At 69.1% G+C, this 13,330-nt stretch carries 12 protein-coding genes; 5 read left to right on the top strand and 7 right to left on the bottom strand.

Translation table 11 applies throughout. The features are described from left to right. Positions 1 to 77: 77 nt before the first annotated feature. Positions 78 to 1,289, bottom strand: coding sequence for an ABC transporter substrate-binding protein (locus tag AB4112_RS29920; RefSeq protein WP_441724935.1), 1,212 nt, complete (start codon positions 1,287 to 1,289; stop codon positions 78 to 80). 312 nt (positions 1,290 to 1,601) lie between these two features. Here AB4112_RS29920 and AB4112_RS29915 point away from each other — a divergent pair, with 312 nt between their 5' ends. Both AB4112_RS29915 and AB4112_RS29910 read left to right on the top strand, forming a co-directional pair. Continuing rightward, a complete protein-coding gene (locus tag AB4112_RS29915; protein ID WP_309796907.1) occupies positions 1,602 to 2,588 on the top strand; it encodes an aldo/keto reductase in 987 nt (328 codons plus the stop codon). Between the two features lie 36 nt (positions 2,589 to 2,624). After that, positions 2,625 to 3,497, top strand: coding sequence for an amidohydrolase family protein (locus tag AB4112_RS29910; protein ID WP_309796904.1), 873 nt, complete (start codon positions 2,625 to 2,627; stop codon positions 3,495 to 3,497). A gap of 46 nt (positions 3,498 to 3,543) precedes the next feature. On the opposite strand, the gene AB4112_RS29905 is transcribed toward AB4112_RS29910, so the two are convergent. Next, entirely contained in the window at positions 3,544 to 4,167 is a 624-nt protein-coding gene (locus tag AB4112_RS29905) for a GntR family transcriptional regulator (protein ID WP_441724931.1), read from the bottom strand. Between the two features lie 111 nt (positions 4,168 to 4,278). Between AB4112_RS29905 and AB4112_RS29900 the strand changes: the two genes are divergently transcribed. After that, the gene (locus AB4112_RS29900; RefSeq protein ID WP_441724928.1) at positions 4,279 to 5,190 is read left to right on the top strand and encodes a hypothetical protein; all 912 of its coding nucleotides are present in this window, start codon (positions 4,279 to 4,281) and stop codon (positions 5,188 to 5,190) included. An 18-nt stretch (positions 5,191 to 5,208) separates the two neighbouring features. Then, positions 5,209 to 6,762 (top strand): ABC transporter substrate-binding protein, encoded by a 1,554-nt coding sequence (locus tag AB4112_RS29895; RefSeq protein WP_441724926.1) that lies wholly within the window; start codon positions 5,209 to 5,211, stop codon positions 6,760 to 6,762. A 7-nt stretch (positions 6,763 to 6,769) separates the two neighbouring features. Here the strand turns inward: AB4112_RS29895 and AB4112_RS29890 are convergent, their stop codons facing one another. From AB4112_RS29890 to AB4112_RS29880, 3 genes are all read right to left on the bottom strand, one after another. Next, positions 6,770 to 8,278, bottom strand: coding sequence for a Ppx/GppA phosphatase family protein (locus tag AB4112_RS29890; protein ID WP_441724923.1), 1,509 nt, complete (start codon positions 8,276 to 8,278; stop codon positions 6,770 to 6,772). A 14-nt stretch (positions 8,279 to 8,292) separates the two neighbouring features. Continuing rightward, the gene (locus tag AB4112_RS29885; protein ID WP_441725020.1) at positions 8,293 to 10,485 is read right to left on the bottom strand and encodes an RNA degradosome polyphosphate kinase; all 2,193 of its coding nucleotides are present in this window, start codon (positions 10,483 to 10,485) and stop codon (positions 8,293 to 8,295) included. 349 nt (positions 10,486 to 10,834) lie between these two features. Beyond that, positions 10,835 to 11,602 (bottom strand): alpha/beta fold hydrolase, encoded by a 768-nt coding sequence (locus AB4112_RS29880; protein ID WP_441724920.1) that lies wholly within the window; start codon positions 11,600 to 11,602, stop codon positions 10,835 to 10,837. A 239-nt stretch (positions 11,603 to 11,841) separates the two neighbouring features. Here AB4112_RS29880 and AB4112_RS29875 point away from each other — a divergent pair, with 239 nt between their 5' ends. Beyond that, on the top strand, positions 11,842 to 12,804 hold the full coding sequence (locus AB4112_RS29875; RefSeq protein WP_441724918.1) for a cupin domain-containing protein: 963 nt from the start codon (positions 11,842 to 11,844) through the stop codon (positions 12,802 to 12,804). A gap of 30 nt (positions 12,805 to 12,834) precedes the next feature. On the opposite strand, the gene AB4112_RS29870 is transcribed toward AB4112_RS29875, so the two are convergent. Then, positions 12,835 to 13,008, bottom strand: a complete 174-nt coding sequence (locus AB4112_RS29870; protein ID WP_309796897.1) for a substrate-binding domain-containing protein — start codon at positions 13,006 to 13,008, stop codon at positions 12,835 to 12,837. Further along, positions 12,981 to 13,304, bottom strand: coding sequence for a substrate-binding domain-containing protein (locus AB4112_RS29865; protein ID WP_309796896.1), 324 nt, complete (start codon positions 13,302 to 13,304; stop codon positions 12,981 to 12,983). The genes AB4112_RS29870 and AB4112_RS29865 overlap by 28 nt, the downstream gene beginning before the upstream one ends. Between the last annotated feature and the right edge of the window lie 26 nt (positions 13,305 to 13,330).

The raw sequence follows: 13,330 nt of genomic DNA, 5'->3' as shown, positions 1-13,330 counted from the left end.
GGGGTTGCCCTCCGGCAGGCCGGGACCGGCGAGGCGAAAAGGCGCCGCCGGCTACCGGTCAGGTCAGTTCCGCCGGCTCACATCGGCGCATCGGCCGGCGGCTGCTGCATGGCGCAGCTGAGCTTGCCGGCGGGGTCGGCGACGCAGACCTCGGTCGCGTGGGTGACCTGGTGATGGGCGTTGAAGCTGAGGTCGTCCGACACCACGCCCTGGTGGTGCAGCACCAGCAGCGCGTCGACCACCTTGTCCGGATCGAAGCTGCCGGCCTTGGTCCAGGCCTCGGCCAGCATGTGGACATAGTCGTAGTAGAGCAGCGAGACCGAGGAGGTGACGCCCTTCGGCGCGCCCGCGGCGAAATAGGCGTCGAAATAGGACTTCGCCTTGGCGTTCGAGGATTCGCCCCAGCACACCGGCACGCAGCTCATCGCCACCGGCACGTCGGCCGACAGCCCCCGCTCCTTCCAGATGCCGGGATCGACGCCGAACAGGAAGTAGCTGGGCGCCACCGCCAGCTCCAGCGCCTGCGGCAGCGCCGTCAGCGTGGAGTCGCCGTTGTACCAGAAGTGCACGACGTCAGGATTGAGGCTCTTCGCCCGGGTCAGGATCGGCGAGAAGTCGGTGGTGTCGGGCGGGTAGAAGATGATGTCCGGCACCTCCTGCCCTTCGGCCTTCAGCGCCTTGATGTAGTAGGAGGACAGGAACTGGCCGGTGGCGTCGTTGCCGGCGATGATCACCGACTTCTTGATCGGGTGGTCGACCAGCGGCTGCAGCAGGCTGAGCACGCCGCGCGCGGTGCTGCCGCTGCGCTGGAATTCGCGCGGTTCGGACTGGAACAGGTAGTGGTTCTCGCCGCCCGGGGCAACCGCCGCGTCGGTCAGGATGGTGTCGAGCGTGCTGTTGCCGGCGAAGTGCAGGATCTTGGCCGGCTGGGTGATCTTGGCCATGGCCAGGGTGAAGTCGTGCGATTCCGACCCGAAGATCGCCTTCACCCCGACGTCGCGCACCAGCTCCTGGGTCGCCGCGACCGCGGTGCCGATGTCGGTGCGGTCGTCGCGGCGCACCAGCTCGATCTTGTAGGTCTTGTCGCCGACCTTGACGCCGCCGGCGTCGTTGATCTCCTTGACCGCCAGGCTGACGCCGGCCGGCAGGGTGTGGCCGGCCGAGACGAAGGCCCCCGATTCCGCCGCGACGACGCCGATCTTGACGGTGTCGTCGGCCGCGGCCGCCGGCAGGGCCAGCGCGCCGAGCCCCAGGGCCAGAAGGGCGGTCCTAGTCGATAATGCCATCATGTGCGTTGCCTCCCGAGCAGCATCGATTATTGCACTGTTATCATACAACCCTATCATCTGATATGTCGGACAACAGGTCTGTCAAGCCACCTGTCGCCCCGGCCCCGAAGATCGTCCCGGGATCGCACTTGCGATCGGGCCGCAGCCTTCCGTCCAGAAGCCGGGGCCCCGCCGTCCAACCCGGCCAACGGCAAAACTCTCCTCGCCCGCCCGATATAGGTCTTGTCAGAGGATCACCAGTTGTATGATAACCCTGTGACCTGGTCGAATCAAGCCGGCGCCGCGTCATGCCGGCGTGAGATGGAGGAAGAGATGCGAGCGAGGGAATTCGGCCGGACCGGCCGCACGGTGAGCGAGGTCGGCTTCGGCAGCTGGGCGATCGGGTCGGCCTGGGGCCATGTCGACGACGGCGACGCGCTCGCGGCGCTGCATGAGGCGCTGGACAGCGGCGTCACCTTCATCGACACCGCCGACGTCTATGGCGACGGCCGGTCGGAGCAGCTGATCGCCCGCGCGCTGAAGGAGCGCGGCGGCGACAAGTCCTATGTCGCCACCAAGACCGGGCGTCGCCTGCCGCAGCAGACGGTGGCGGGCTACAATCTCGAGACCATGTCCGGCTTCATCGACCGCAGCCTGGCCAATCTCGGCGTCGAGACGCTGGACCTGGTGCAGCTGCACTGCCCGCCGACCGACCTGTACTACCACCCGGAGGTGTTCGGTGCCCTCGACCGCCTGGTCGAGCAGGGCAAGATCCGCCACTACGGCGTCAGCGTCGAGCGGGTCGAGGAGGCGCTGAAGGCGCTGGAATATCCCGGCGTCCAGAGCATCCAGATCATCTTCAACATCTTCCGCCAGCGCCCGGCGGAGCGGCTGTTCGCCCTGGCCGAGGAGAAGAAGGTCGCGATCATCGCCCGGGTGCCGCTGGCCAGCGGCCTGCTGTCCGGCAAGTTCCGCGCCGACACCAAGTTCGAGGCCACCGACCACCGCCTGTTCAACCGCAACGGCGAGGCCTTCGACGTGGGCGAGACCTTCTCCGGCGTGCCCTATGAGAAGGGGCTGGAGGCGGTGGAGCGGATCCGACCGCTGGTCGGCGGCGACACCACCATGGCGAAGTTCGCGCTGCGCTGGATCCTGATGTTCGACGCCGTCACCGTCGTCATCCCCGGAGCCCGCAACGCGGCGCAGGCCAAGTCGAACTCCGAGGCCGCCGATCTCGCCGCCCTGCCGCCCGATGTGATGGCCGAGCTGCGGGCGATCTACGACCAGGACATCAAGCCCTTCGTCCACCAGCGCTGGTAAGCGCCCTTCCCTTCCCCGGCCTGCGGAGACCGGCCCATGACCTCCCCGATCATCGATTCGCATCACCATTTCTGGGACCCCGAGCGGGGCGACTATGGCTGGCTGAGCGGCCCGTTCGCGCCGATCCGGCGGGTGTTCGCGCCGGAGGACCTGCGGCCGTCGCTGCAGGCCAACGGCGTGTCGGGCACGGTGCTGGTGCAGACCTGGAACGACCTCGGCGAGACCTGGGACTTCATTCGCACCGCCGCGGCGACCGACTTCGTCGCCGGGGTGGTCGGCTGGGTCGACCTGACCGATCCCAAGGTCGGGCAGACCCTGGCCGAGCTGCAGGCGGCGCCGGAGGGGCGCTGGCTGGTCGGCATCCGCCACCTGATCCATGAGGAGGCGGACCCCAACTGGCTGCTGCGCGACGATGTGCGCCGCGGCCTGCGCGCGGTGTCGGATGCCGGGCTGGTCTACGACCTGGTGCCCAAGCTGCCGCATCTGCCGGCGGCGCTGCGCACGGTCGAGGATTTCCCGGAGCTGCGCTTTGTGCTCGACCACATCGCCAAGCCGGACATCAAGGGCGGCGGCTTCGCGCCCTGGGCGGCGCTGATGCGCGGCTTCGCGGCCCATCGCGACCATGTCTGGTGCAAGCTGTCCGGCATGGTCACCGAGGCCGACTGGCGCGACTGGACGCCGGAGCACCTGAAGCCCTATGTCGCCGAGGTGCTGCGCATCTTCGGCGTCGACCGCTGCATGTTCGGCACCGACTGGCCGGTCTGCCTGGTCGCCGGCAGCTATGACGACGTCGTCGGCGCGCTGAAGACCTGCCTGGGCCATCTGAGCGAGGCCGAGCGGGCGCAGATCTTCGGCCGCTCCGCGATTGAGGCCTACGGGCTGCCGGCCTTCGCCACGGCGGGCGCCTGACGGCCCCATTCATGGGGTGACGCCAGGGCGGCTTCACCCCATGGCTTCAGCGCCGGTTGATGTGCTGGTCGATCAGCCGGCGCAGCGTCTCCGCATCCCGCCCGCGGATCGCGGCGATCATGTCGTGGTGCTCCCGAGCGCTGAGGCGCACCCCCGCCAGCGTGTACCAACGGCCGGTGGTGCCGTCCTGGCCGCGCTCGCGCATCTCCCGGATCATCCCGGCCAGCACCGGGTTGCCGGCGATGTCGTAGAGCCGCCGGTGGAAGGCGAAGTTCAGCTCGGTCCGGGTCGGCGGGTCGCCGGTCTCGATCGCCTGCTCGAACCGCGTGGCGAGGTCGTCGAGCGCCGCGAGGTCCGCCGCCGTCGCCCGGTCGACCACCATCGCCGCCGCCCCGGCCTCCAGGATTGTCCGCACCGCCTTCATCTGCAGCAGCTCGTCGGGATCGGGCGAGGCGACGCGGAAGCCGCTGTTGACCTTGTGCTCGACCAGATGGCGGTTCTTCAGCTCGACCAGCGCCTGCCGCACCTCGAAGCGGTTGGCGGCATAACGCTCCTGCAGGTCGATCTGCTTCAGCCATTCCCCGGCCCGGTAGACGCCGTAGAGAATGTCGTCCCGGATCGCCGCGACCAGCGTTTCGATCCGCCCCTGATCCGTGTCCTGACGCTTCATTCCGCCCCGGTCTCGACTGCCCCCGGACCGCCGCCCTCCCGCCGCGCCCGTCCCTCCTTCTAGCATGCCGGGTTGCGGGATGCGATTTTCACGGATATCGTCACGGAAAAATTGGCGCCAATTTTGGAGCAGACCGACATGGCGGATGGCGGGGCGGCGAAGATCGAGGCGGACGCGGCCGTGGCGAGGCCGGCGCCGAAGCGCCATTACGGCGCCACGCCGGTCATCGCCTGCCGCGCCGATCCGCGCTTTTCCTACTGCCTCTACGTTCCGCCGCGGCTGCGCGAATCATCGCCGGCGCGGGTGCCGCTGCTGGTGTCGGTGCATGGCAGCTTCCGGACCATGGAGGGCAGCCGCGACCTGTTCGCGGATTTCGCCCGCTGGCACGACGCCGTGGTGCTGGCGCCGCTGTTCCCGGTCGATATCCGCGGCGACGGCAACGAGGACGGCTACAAATACCTGGCCGAGGGCGACATCCGCTACGACCGGCTGCTGCTGGCGATGGTGGCGGAGGTCGAGGCCCGCTATGGCTTCGGCTTTGACCGCTTCTGCCTGTTCGGCTTTTCCGGCGGCGGCCATTTCGCCCATCGCTTCCTCTATCTGCATCCGGAGCGGCTGCGCGCCGTGTCGATCGGCGCCCCCGGCTCGGTCACCCTGATCGACCCGAAGCGCGACTGGTGGGTCGGCACCCGCGACATGGAGCGGATCTTCGGCCGCGCCCCCGACATCGCCGCGATCCGCCGGGTGCCGGTGCATCTGGCGGTCGGCGACAGCGACCTGGAGACGGCGTCGATCATCCACCGGCCCGGCAGCGCGCATTGGATGGACGACGCCAACCGCGCCGGGGCGAACCGCATCGCCCGGCTGACCAGCCTGCGCCGCAACCTGCAGGCGCATGGCGTGGCGGTGCGGCACGACATCGTCCCCGGCGCCGCCCACGACCTGGCGGCGGTGGCGGACCGGGCCAAGGACTTCTTCCACGACGTGCTCGGCCCCGGCCGGGCGCCCGCGTTCGGCGGATAAGAAAGACAGGGGGCAGACATGAACCGGCTCACGATCCTGGCCATCGCGGCGGCGGCGCTGGCAGCCCTGCCCGCCGCCGCGGCCGAGACGCCGCAGCGCGGCGGCACCATCCGCACCGTGCTGTCGGCCGACATGCGCAGCACCAATCCCGGCGTCGACCGCGACGGCGCCACCGACATCGTGCACCAGCACATCGTCGAAGGCCTGGTCGGCTTCCGCGAGGATCTCAGCATCGGGCCGATGCTGGCCGAGGGCTGGGACGTCTCGCCCGACGGCAAGACCTACACCTTCCACCTGCGCCACGGCGTGAAGTTCCAGAACGGCGCGACCATGACCTCGGCCGAGGTCAAATGGTCGTGGGACCGGCTGATGGATCCCGCCACCAAATGGCGCTGCCGCGACGTCTACACCGGCGACAACGACCTGAAGGTCGAGAGCGTCACCGCGCCCGACGCCGACACCGTGGTCTACGCGCTGGACCGGCCCAGCGCCGGCTTCCTGTACAACCTGGCGCGGATGGATTGCGGCGGCACCCCGGTGCTGCACCCGTCCTCGGTCAAGCCCGACGGCAGCTGGGACAAGCCGGTCGGCACCGGCCCCTTCATCCTGTCGGACTGGCGGCCCGGCCAGTACATCGAGCTGACCCGCTTCGACGGCTACACCCCGCGCGACGACGCCATGAGCGGCTATGTTGGCCGCAAGGAGGTGTATGTCGACAAGGTCCGCTTCAACATCATGCCCGACCCGGCGGCGATGCTGACCGCGCTGCAGGCCGGCGCGCTGGACGTCGCGCCGCTGGAGTCGCAGGGCCGGATGCAGCTGCAGGGCGACCCGGCCTTCGAGATCCAGTCCGCCGTCACCCCGGGCTGGGAGGCGCTGATCCTGCATTCGGAGGACCCGATCCTGCAGGACAAGCGGGTACGCCAGGCCATCGTCATGGCGCTGGACCGCGCCACCATCGCCAACGCCGTGACCTTCGGCGGCTCGACCTTCTCGGCGACGCCGGTGCCGGCCTTCAGCCCCTACCACTCCCAGGCCCAGACCGACGCCCTGCCCTTCGATCTGGAGCGGGCCAAGGCCCTGCTGGCCGAGGCCGGCTACAGCGGCCAGCGCATCGTGCTGACCGCCAACAAGCGCTACACCGAGATGTACGATTGCGGCGTGCTGGCCCAGGACATGCTGCGCAGCGCCGGGCTGAACGTCGAGCTGGAGGTGCTGGAATGGACCGCCCAGCTCGACGCCTACCAGACCGGCAAGTTCCAGGCCCAGTCCTTCTCCTATTCGCCGCGGCTCGACCCGCTGGGCCAGTGGGAGCGGATCATCGGCACCCAGCCGCGCAAGATCTGGAAGGACCCGCGCGCCATCGCCCTGCTGGCCCAGGCCAACGCCGCCACTGACCCGGCGAAGATGCAGTCCGTGCTGGACCAAATCGGCCGGCTGTTCACCGAGGAGGCGCCGGCCGCCAGCCTGTACCTCCACAGCTCCGACTACGCCGTGGCCAGGCGCGTCGCCGGCTTCACCGTCTGGCCGGCCGACGCCGCCCGGTTCTGGGGCGTGTCGATCCGGAAATAATCCGCTCCTACCCCGCTGCCCGCCGGGATTCCTCGACCACCACCCGGCCGGGGCGGCCCAGCGCCTTGGCCACGGCGTCGAGGCGGCGGTCGACCGCGAAGCCGGTTAGGGCCTCCTCATCGGCCGGCAGGGTCAGCACCACCGCATCGCCGGAGAAGGCCAGGCTGGTACGCTCCAAGAGCGAGGTGGCGCCGCCGGTCAGGGTGTGGGCCAGGCGCAAGGTCTGCCCCAGGATCAGGGCGCGGGTCCGGGCCGCGTCGGTCAGCAGTTCCAAGACCGGCCGGGTCAGCGCGTCGCCGAGGACGGCGCCGTAGCGGACATAGACCGCGGCGGCCAGGAACACGCGCTCGGCATGGTCCAACCCCGCCACCGGCATGCGCAGCACCCTGAGCCAAGCGTGCTCGGCCCGGTAGTCGGGATGCTCGAACCAGCCGATGTCGGACAGCAGGCTGGCGGCCTGGCGCAGCCGGGCCTCGTCCGCGGTCTCGTCGGGGAAGGCCGAGCGGGTCCATTCCGCCACCACCTCGGCATGGCCGAAGCGGTCGAGCCGGTGGGCGATCTCGGCGGCGGCGAAGATCAGCGGGTCGCGCGCCTGGTCTTCCGGCGACAGCAGGTCGAACAGGTGGCCCTCGCGCAGGCCGAGGGCGGAGAACACGATGCGCGCCGGGCGCAGCGCCTTGAGCACGCCCTCCAGCACCAGCGCCGCCATCGGCAGCATCTCGACCCGGCGGCGGGAGATCGAGGCGCCGGACAGCGCCCCCTTGCTCTGCTTCGCCACCAGCCCGACGAAATCGGTCATCGCCGCGGTCGGCACCGTGTACTGGTGGATGATGTGCAGCGGGTGGTTCTCGCGCTCCATGTACAGCTTGGCGATGGCGCGCCAGGCGCCGCCGACCGGATAGAAGCTGCGGCCGGAATAGCGCGACAGCCAGCCCTGCTGCCCCAGCGTGTCCTGCACCACGCTGCGCGCCTCCTTGCGCGCGCCGGTCTCGTCCATCAGCCGGAACGGGCCGAGCGGCAGGGTCACCTGCTCGCCGATGTCGCCATGGTCGAGCCCGACCAGCTCGAGCGAGCCGCCGCCGAGGTCGCCCATCACGCCGTCGACGTCGCGGATGCCGGAGATGACGCCCAGCGCCGACAGCCGCGCCTCCTCCACCCCGCTGATGATGGTGATCGGCAGGCCGCAGCGGCGCTCGACCTCGGCGACGAAGTCGGCGCCGTCCTCGGCCTCGCGCACCGCCGCGGTGGCCAGCACGTCGACCCGGTCGACGCCCATGCCTTCGAGCAGCCGGGTGAAGCGGGCGAGGTTGTCCACCGCCAGGGCCACCGCGTCCGGCGCCATGCGGCGGGACTGGCCCAGGCCGCGCCCCAGCCCGCACATGACCTTCTCGTTGAAGATCGGCACCGGTGACCGGGTCACCCGGTCATAGACCACGAGACGGATGGAGTTCGAGCCGATGTCGATGACACCCACCCGCCCGGGCCTGGACGGCACGATCGGTCCGATACGAAACACCTGACCTCAGATCCTCATTCCGTGGGCTTGACCAGACGGCGTGGAGCCCGTTTCGCATCCTTCAGCGCGCTGCCCCGGCCCGACAGGCTGGGGTTGGTCATGAAGTAGGTGTGGGCGCTGAAGTCATCCGCCTCCGGCGCGTCGAGCCGATGATAGCGGCCATCGGCATCGAGCATCCAGGTGTTCGTTTCGTCCTTCAGGTTGGCCAGCATGATCTGCTCCATCACCTGCTGGCGGACGGTGGCGTTCTCGAGCGGCACCAGGGTCTCGATCCGGCCGTCGAGGTTGCGCGGCATCCAGTCGGCCGAGGACAGGAACACCTTGGCCTGGCGCGACGGCAGCTTCTGGCCGTTGCCGAAGCACAGGATGCGGGCGTGTTCGAGGAAGCGGCCGACGATCGAGTGCACCCGGATGTTGTCGGACAGGCCCGGCACGCCGGGGCGCAGGCAGCAGATGCCGCGGATCACCAGGTCGATCTCCACCCCGGCCTGGGAGGCGGCGTAGAGCTTGTCGATGATGTCGGCGTCGACCAGCGAGTTCAGCTTGACCCAGATCTGCGCCGGCTTGCCGGCGCGGGCGTTGGCGATCTCGGCCTGGATCAGATCCATGATCCGGTTGCGCAGATACAGCGGCGCGATCGCCAGCTTCTCCATCTGTGCCGGCTTGGCGTAGCCGGTCATGTAGTTGAACATCGCCGCCGCGTCGCGGCCCAGCACCGGGTCGCAGGTGAAGAAGCTGAGGTCGGTGTATACCTTGGCGGTGATCGGGTGGTAGTTGCCGGTCCCGAAATGGGTGTAGGTGCGCAGGCCGCCCTGCTCGCGCCGCACCACCATCGAGACCTTGGCGTGGGTCTTGAGGTGGATGATGCCGTAGACCACCTGGGCGCCCGCCCGCTCAAGGTCGCGGGCCCAGCGGATGTTGGCCTCCTCGTCGAAGCGGGCCTTGAGCTCGACCATGGCGGTGACCGACTTGCCGGCCTCCGCCGCCTCGACCAGGGCCTGGACGATCGGCGAGTCCTTCGAGGTCCGGTACAGGGTCTGCTTGATCGCCACCACGTCGGGGTCGCGCGCCGCCTGGCGCAGGAACTGCACGACGATGTCGAAGCTCTCGTACGGGTGGTGGACGACGATGTCCTTGGCCCGGATCGCGGCGAAGCAGTCGCCGCCGAAGTCGCGCACCCGCTCGGGGAAGCGGGCGTTGTAGGGCGGGAACAGCAGCTCCGGCCGCTCGTCGACGATCAGCTTCTTGGTGTCGACCAGGCCGAGCAGCCGGTCCATGGCAAAGACGTCCTCGTCCTTCACCTTCAGCTTCTCGCAGACGAAGCGGCGCAGCGATTCCGGCACCTCGGCCGAGACGGCGAGGCGGATGACGATGCCCTTGCGCCGGCGCTTCAGCGCGCTTTCGAAGGTCTTGACCAGGTCCTCCGCCTCTTCGTCGATCTCCATCTCGCTGTCGCGGATCACCCGGAACACGCCGCTGGCATGCGGCGTGTAGCCGGGGAAGAGACGGTCGAGGAACAGCTTGACCACGTCCTCGAGCAGCACGAAGCGGATCGGCAGGCCCGGCAGGCGGGTGAAGCGGTCGAGCTGCGGCGGCAGCGGGACGATCGCCTCCATCTCCTCATGCGCGTCCTCGTCGTTGGTCAGCGCCAGCGCGAGGCAGAGGCCGAGATTGGGGATGAAGGGGAAGGGATGGGCCGGATCGATCGCCAGCGGGGTCAGCACCGGGAACATCTGGCCCAGGAAGCGTTCCTCCAGCCAGGCCTTCTCGGTCTTGGTCAGCTCGTCGCGGGAGACCACGGCGATGCCGGCCGCGCGCAGCTCCTCGCTCAGCGCCCGCCAGCAATGCTGCTGGTCGCGCATCAGCTCCTGCACCCGGGTCGCGATCTCGCCCAGCTGCTGCGCCGGGCTCAGCCCCTCCTGGCTCGGCGAGGCGACGCCGAGGGCGACCTGCGCCTTCAGCCCGGCGACGCGGACCATGTAGAACTCGTCGAGGTTGCTGGCCGAGATCGACAGGAAGCGCAGCCGCTCCAGCAGGGGGTAGCGGGTGTTGTAGGCCTCCTCCAGCACACGCTGGTTGAAGGCCAGCCAGGACAGCTCGCGATTGATGAAGCGTTCGGGCGAATCCACGGCGATCGCAGGCGGGACGGGGGCGCGCACGGTGTCCGGCGCCTCGGCGGGAAGGGCCTCGGCGGTGGTCTGCAACATGCTCACGGGTCGCCTCCGAACCTTCATCGATCGCAACAAAACTGTAATATCAAGCCCTTATCCGGCTCGATTTCAGACCCACTATACACAAGCCCGAACCGGAAGCGCCATGCCCCGGTCTGGGTTGTCGACCCTGCCGCCGATGATGGCGATGCCGGGGCCCGGCCACCTCGACCTTGCGGACTTCGTACCCTTCATCCGGCGGTTTCATTCGCGTCTCAAAGCTTCAATGAAATCCGAAATCGCCACAAGGCGCGCGCATCGACGATCAAAATTCCATCAACATATCAGCCGGAGGGAGCACCGAAGCGTGGGCGCTCCCGGCGCCAGGGCGCCGGGAGCGGTATCGTCACTTCGCGAGCGCGGCCTTCTCAATCACCGCAGCGACTTCGCCGGCATGGACGACGAGGGAGGCATGGCTCCCCGCGACCTCCGTCGTCTGGGCCTTCATCCGGGCGGCAAACATCTTCTGGGCCTCGGGCGCGAGCAGCTTGTCCTTCGTGCTGATCACGAAGAAGGTCGGCTTGTCGCGCCAGGCGACCGTGTCGACCGGAGCCGCAAACGCGGCGTAGCTCAGCGGAAGCTGGGAGTTCGCCAGGGATTCGGCGATCTTCGGGGGAAGGTCGGCCGCGACCGCCGCCGGAAACACCTTGGGATCGATGGTGAGGTTGCCCTTGGCGTCGGGATGGATGGCCTTGCCGCCTTCGGTGGCCGGGCCGGCATCGGCCAGGGACTTCAGGGATTCCCCCACATCGGGCGCGAAGGCGGAGACGTAGACCAGCGCCGAGACCTTGGGATCGTTGCCCGCCTCCGTGATCACCACGCCGCCCCAGGAGTGGCCGACCAGAACGGTCTTGCCGTCCTGCTTCGCCAGCGCCTGCCTGGTGGCCTCGACATCCGCGGCGAGGGATGTGAGGGGGTTTTCGACGAGGGTTACGGTGTAGCCCTTCTTCGTGAGGATATCGGCAACCGGCTGCCAGCTGGTCTGGTCGACGAAGGCGCCGTGGACCAGCACGATGTTGTGAACCGACCCTGGGGGCAGGCCCGCCGACTGGGCGGGCGCCGCAAGTGTTCCGGCCATGACGACGGTGGCGGCCGAGAGCAGAAGATTTCGCATGGATTGGTCCTGTTCGGGATATCGGACGACGGAATTTCGGGGGAATGGGCGGGCGTTTCTGTAAAGCCGCGGCTCTGCCATATCCCGTTCGGCGAAATGGCCTGCCGCGCCACGCGTTGGTCCGCCCGGGCGGACGCATTGGTCTGCCCGGGCATCAGATGGCATGGAGGCGTTCCGGACGATAGGCTGCCATCGTCCGAATATTGTGTTCGATCGTCCGCGGGCCTAAGCTCGACTGTATGGACATCCTCGCCGAAGTGCTCGATCGCGTTCGCCTTGGCGGGACCCTGCTGTACCACTTCGAGCTCGGCCATCCCTGGGGCGTGGCGCTGCCGGAACGCCCCTACGCCCTGTTCCACTATCTCAGCCGTGGCTCAGCGACCTTCGCGCTCGGACCGGGACAGGAACGGCCCATGACCGAGGGCGACCTCGTGGTCGTGACGCGCGGCGCTCCGCACATCTTCTATACGGATCGCCTGACGACACCGCTTTCGGTTGTGGACCTCGATCGATCGCGCCCGTATTCCGGCGTCATCCGTCACGGCGGCGACGGACAACCGTCCTCGACGATGATCTGCGGCAACTTCACCATGTCGCGCCCCTCGCGCGGCAGCGTGATGGAGCTGCTTCCGCCCGTGCTTCTCCTGAAGCCGGCGGCGGATGGCGACTGGCTCGAGGCGATCCTGCAGCGCATGGTCAGCGAGTCGGCGCTCGAGCGTCCCGGGCAACGCGTCGCGCTGTCCCGGCTGACGGAGCTGCTGTTCGTCGAGGTGCTGCGCAGCTGGATCAGGTCTCTCCGCCCGGGGGAGGGCGGATGGATCGGCGCGATGGCGGACCCGCAGATCGGGCAGGCGCTTCAGCTGATCCATGAACGACCCGACCGGCCCTGGACGCTTCACGAGCTCGGGCAGCATGTCGGGCTGGGCCGCTCGACGTTTTCGGCGCGCTTCACCAGGCTCGTGGGCCAGCCCATGCAGCGCTATCTGATCGCACGCCGGATGGCGGATGCGGCCTTTCTGCTCGAATCAAGCGACGAGGGGATCGCGCGGATTGCCACCCGGGTCGGCTACGAGACCGCGGCAGCATTCTCGAAGCTGTTCCATCGTCACCACGGCCTGTCGCCCGGCCGCTTCCGCGCCGCCCGGCGCCCTGATTCCGGCCGGGGGCAAGGCGACGGCGTGGAGGCGGAAGCCGTCGATTGACATGGAGCGGGCTGAGGTCCGCGCCGGCCGTCACCCCACCCCGCCCGGCCGCACCCCGAGATCGTGCAGCGACAGCCGGAAGCAGGTCAGCGCCGGCGACAGGAAGCGGCTGGCCGGGCTGTCGATCATGCCGCCGATGATGGCGATGTCTCGGCCCGGCCGGATCCCGGCCTCGTTCAGCCGGCGGTAGACGCCGACCGCCATCCGCTCGTTGCTGACCAGCAGCGCCGTGGCAGCGGCCCCTGCCCCAGCAGCGCCCCGGCCAGGCGGTAGCCGCCGGCCTCGGCCATCTCCTCCGACCGCACCAGCGTCGGGTCGAACTCGAGTCCGTGCCGGGCCAAAGCGCGGCGATAGCCGGCCAGCAGGATATGGCCGCGCATCAGGTCGTGCCCGTTGCTGGCCAGCCCGATGCGGCGGTGGCCGAAGCCGACGAAGCGGTCGACCGCGACAGGGGCTTGGGACCGATCACCCGGGTCGGCTTTCGACCCCCAAGCGGACATGTGCTGGCGACAGCGGGCACCCGCGA

Origin of the sequence: Inquilinus sp. 2KB_23, assembly GCF_052115705.1 — a bacterium.
Lineage (GTDB): Bacteria > Pseudomonadota > Alphaproteobacteria > DSM-16000 > Inquilinaceae > Inquilinus > Inquilinus ginsengisoli_A.
This window is presented reverse-complemented; position numbering and strand designations above follow the sequence as displayed.

Bases quoted from the DNA above. Each gene is read 5' to 3' on its own strand.
- AB4112_RS29885 (WP_441725020.1), bottom strand. From the start codon at position 10,485: ATGTTGCAGACCACCGCCGAGGCCCTTCCCGCCGAGGCGCCGGACACC.
- AB4112_RS29880 (WP_441724920.1), bottom strand. From the start codon at position 11,602: ATGCGAAATCTTCTGCTCTCGGCCGCCACCGTCGTCATGGCCGGAACA.
- AB4112_RS29865 (WP_309796896.1), bottom strand. From the start codon at position 13,304: ATGTCCGCTTGGGGGTCGAAAGCCGACCCGGGTGATCGGTCCCAAGCC.
- AB4112_RS29870 (WP_309796897.1), bottom strand. From the start codon at position 13,008: ATGGCGGTCGGCGTCTACCGCCGGCTGAACGAGGCCGGGATCCGGCCG.
- AB4112_RS29920 (WP_441724935.1), bottom strand. From the start codon at position 1,289: ATGATGGCATTATCGACTAGGACCGCCCTTCTGGCCCTGGGGCTCGGC.
- AB4112_RS29910 (WP_309796904.1), top strand. From the start codon at position 2,625: ATGACCTCCCCGATCATCGATTCGCATCACCATTTCTGGGACCCCGAG.
- AB4112_RS29915 (WP_309796907.1), top strand. From the start codon at position 1,602: ATGCGAGCGAGGGAATTCGGCCGGACCGGCCGCACGGTGAGCGAGGTC.
- AB4112_RS29875 (WP_441724918.1), top strand. From the start codon at position 11,842: ATGGACATCCTCGCCGAAGTGCTCGATCGCGTTCGCCTTGGCGGGACC.
- AB4112_RS29895 (WP_441724926.1), top strand. From the start codon at position 5,209: ATGAACCGGCTCACGATCCTGGCCATCGCGGCGGCGGCGCTGGCAGCC.
- AB4112_RS29905 (WP_441724931.1), bottom strand. From the start codon at position 4,167: ATGAAGCGTCAGGACACGGATCAGGGGCGGATCGAAACGCTGGTCGCG.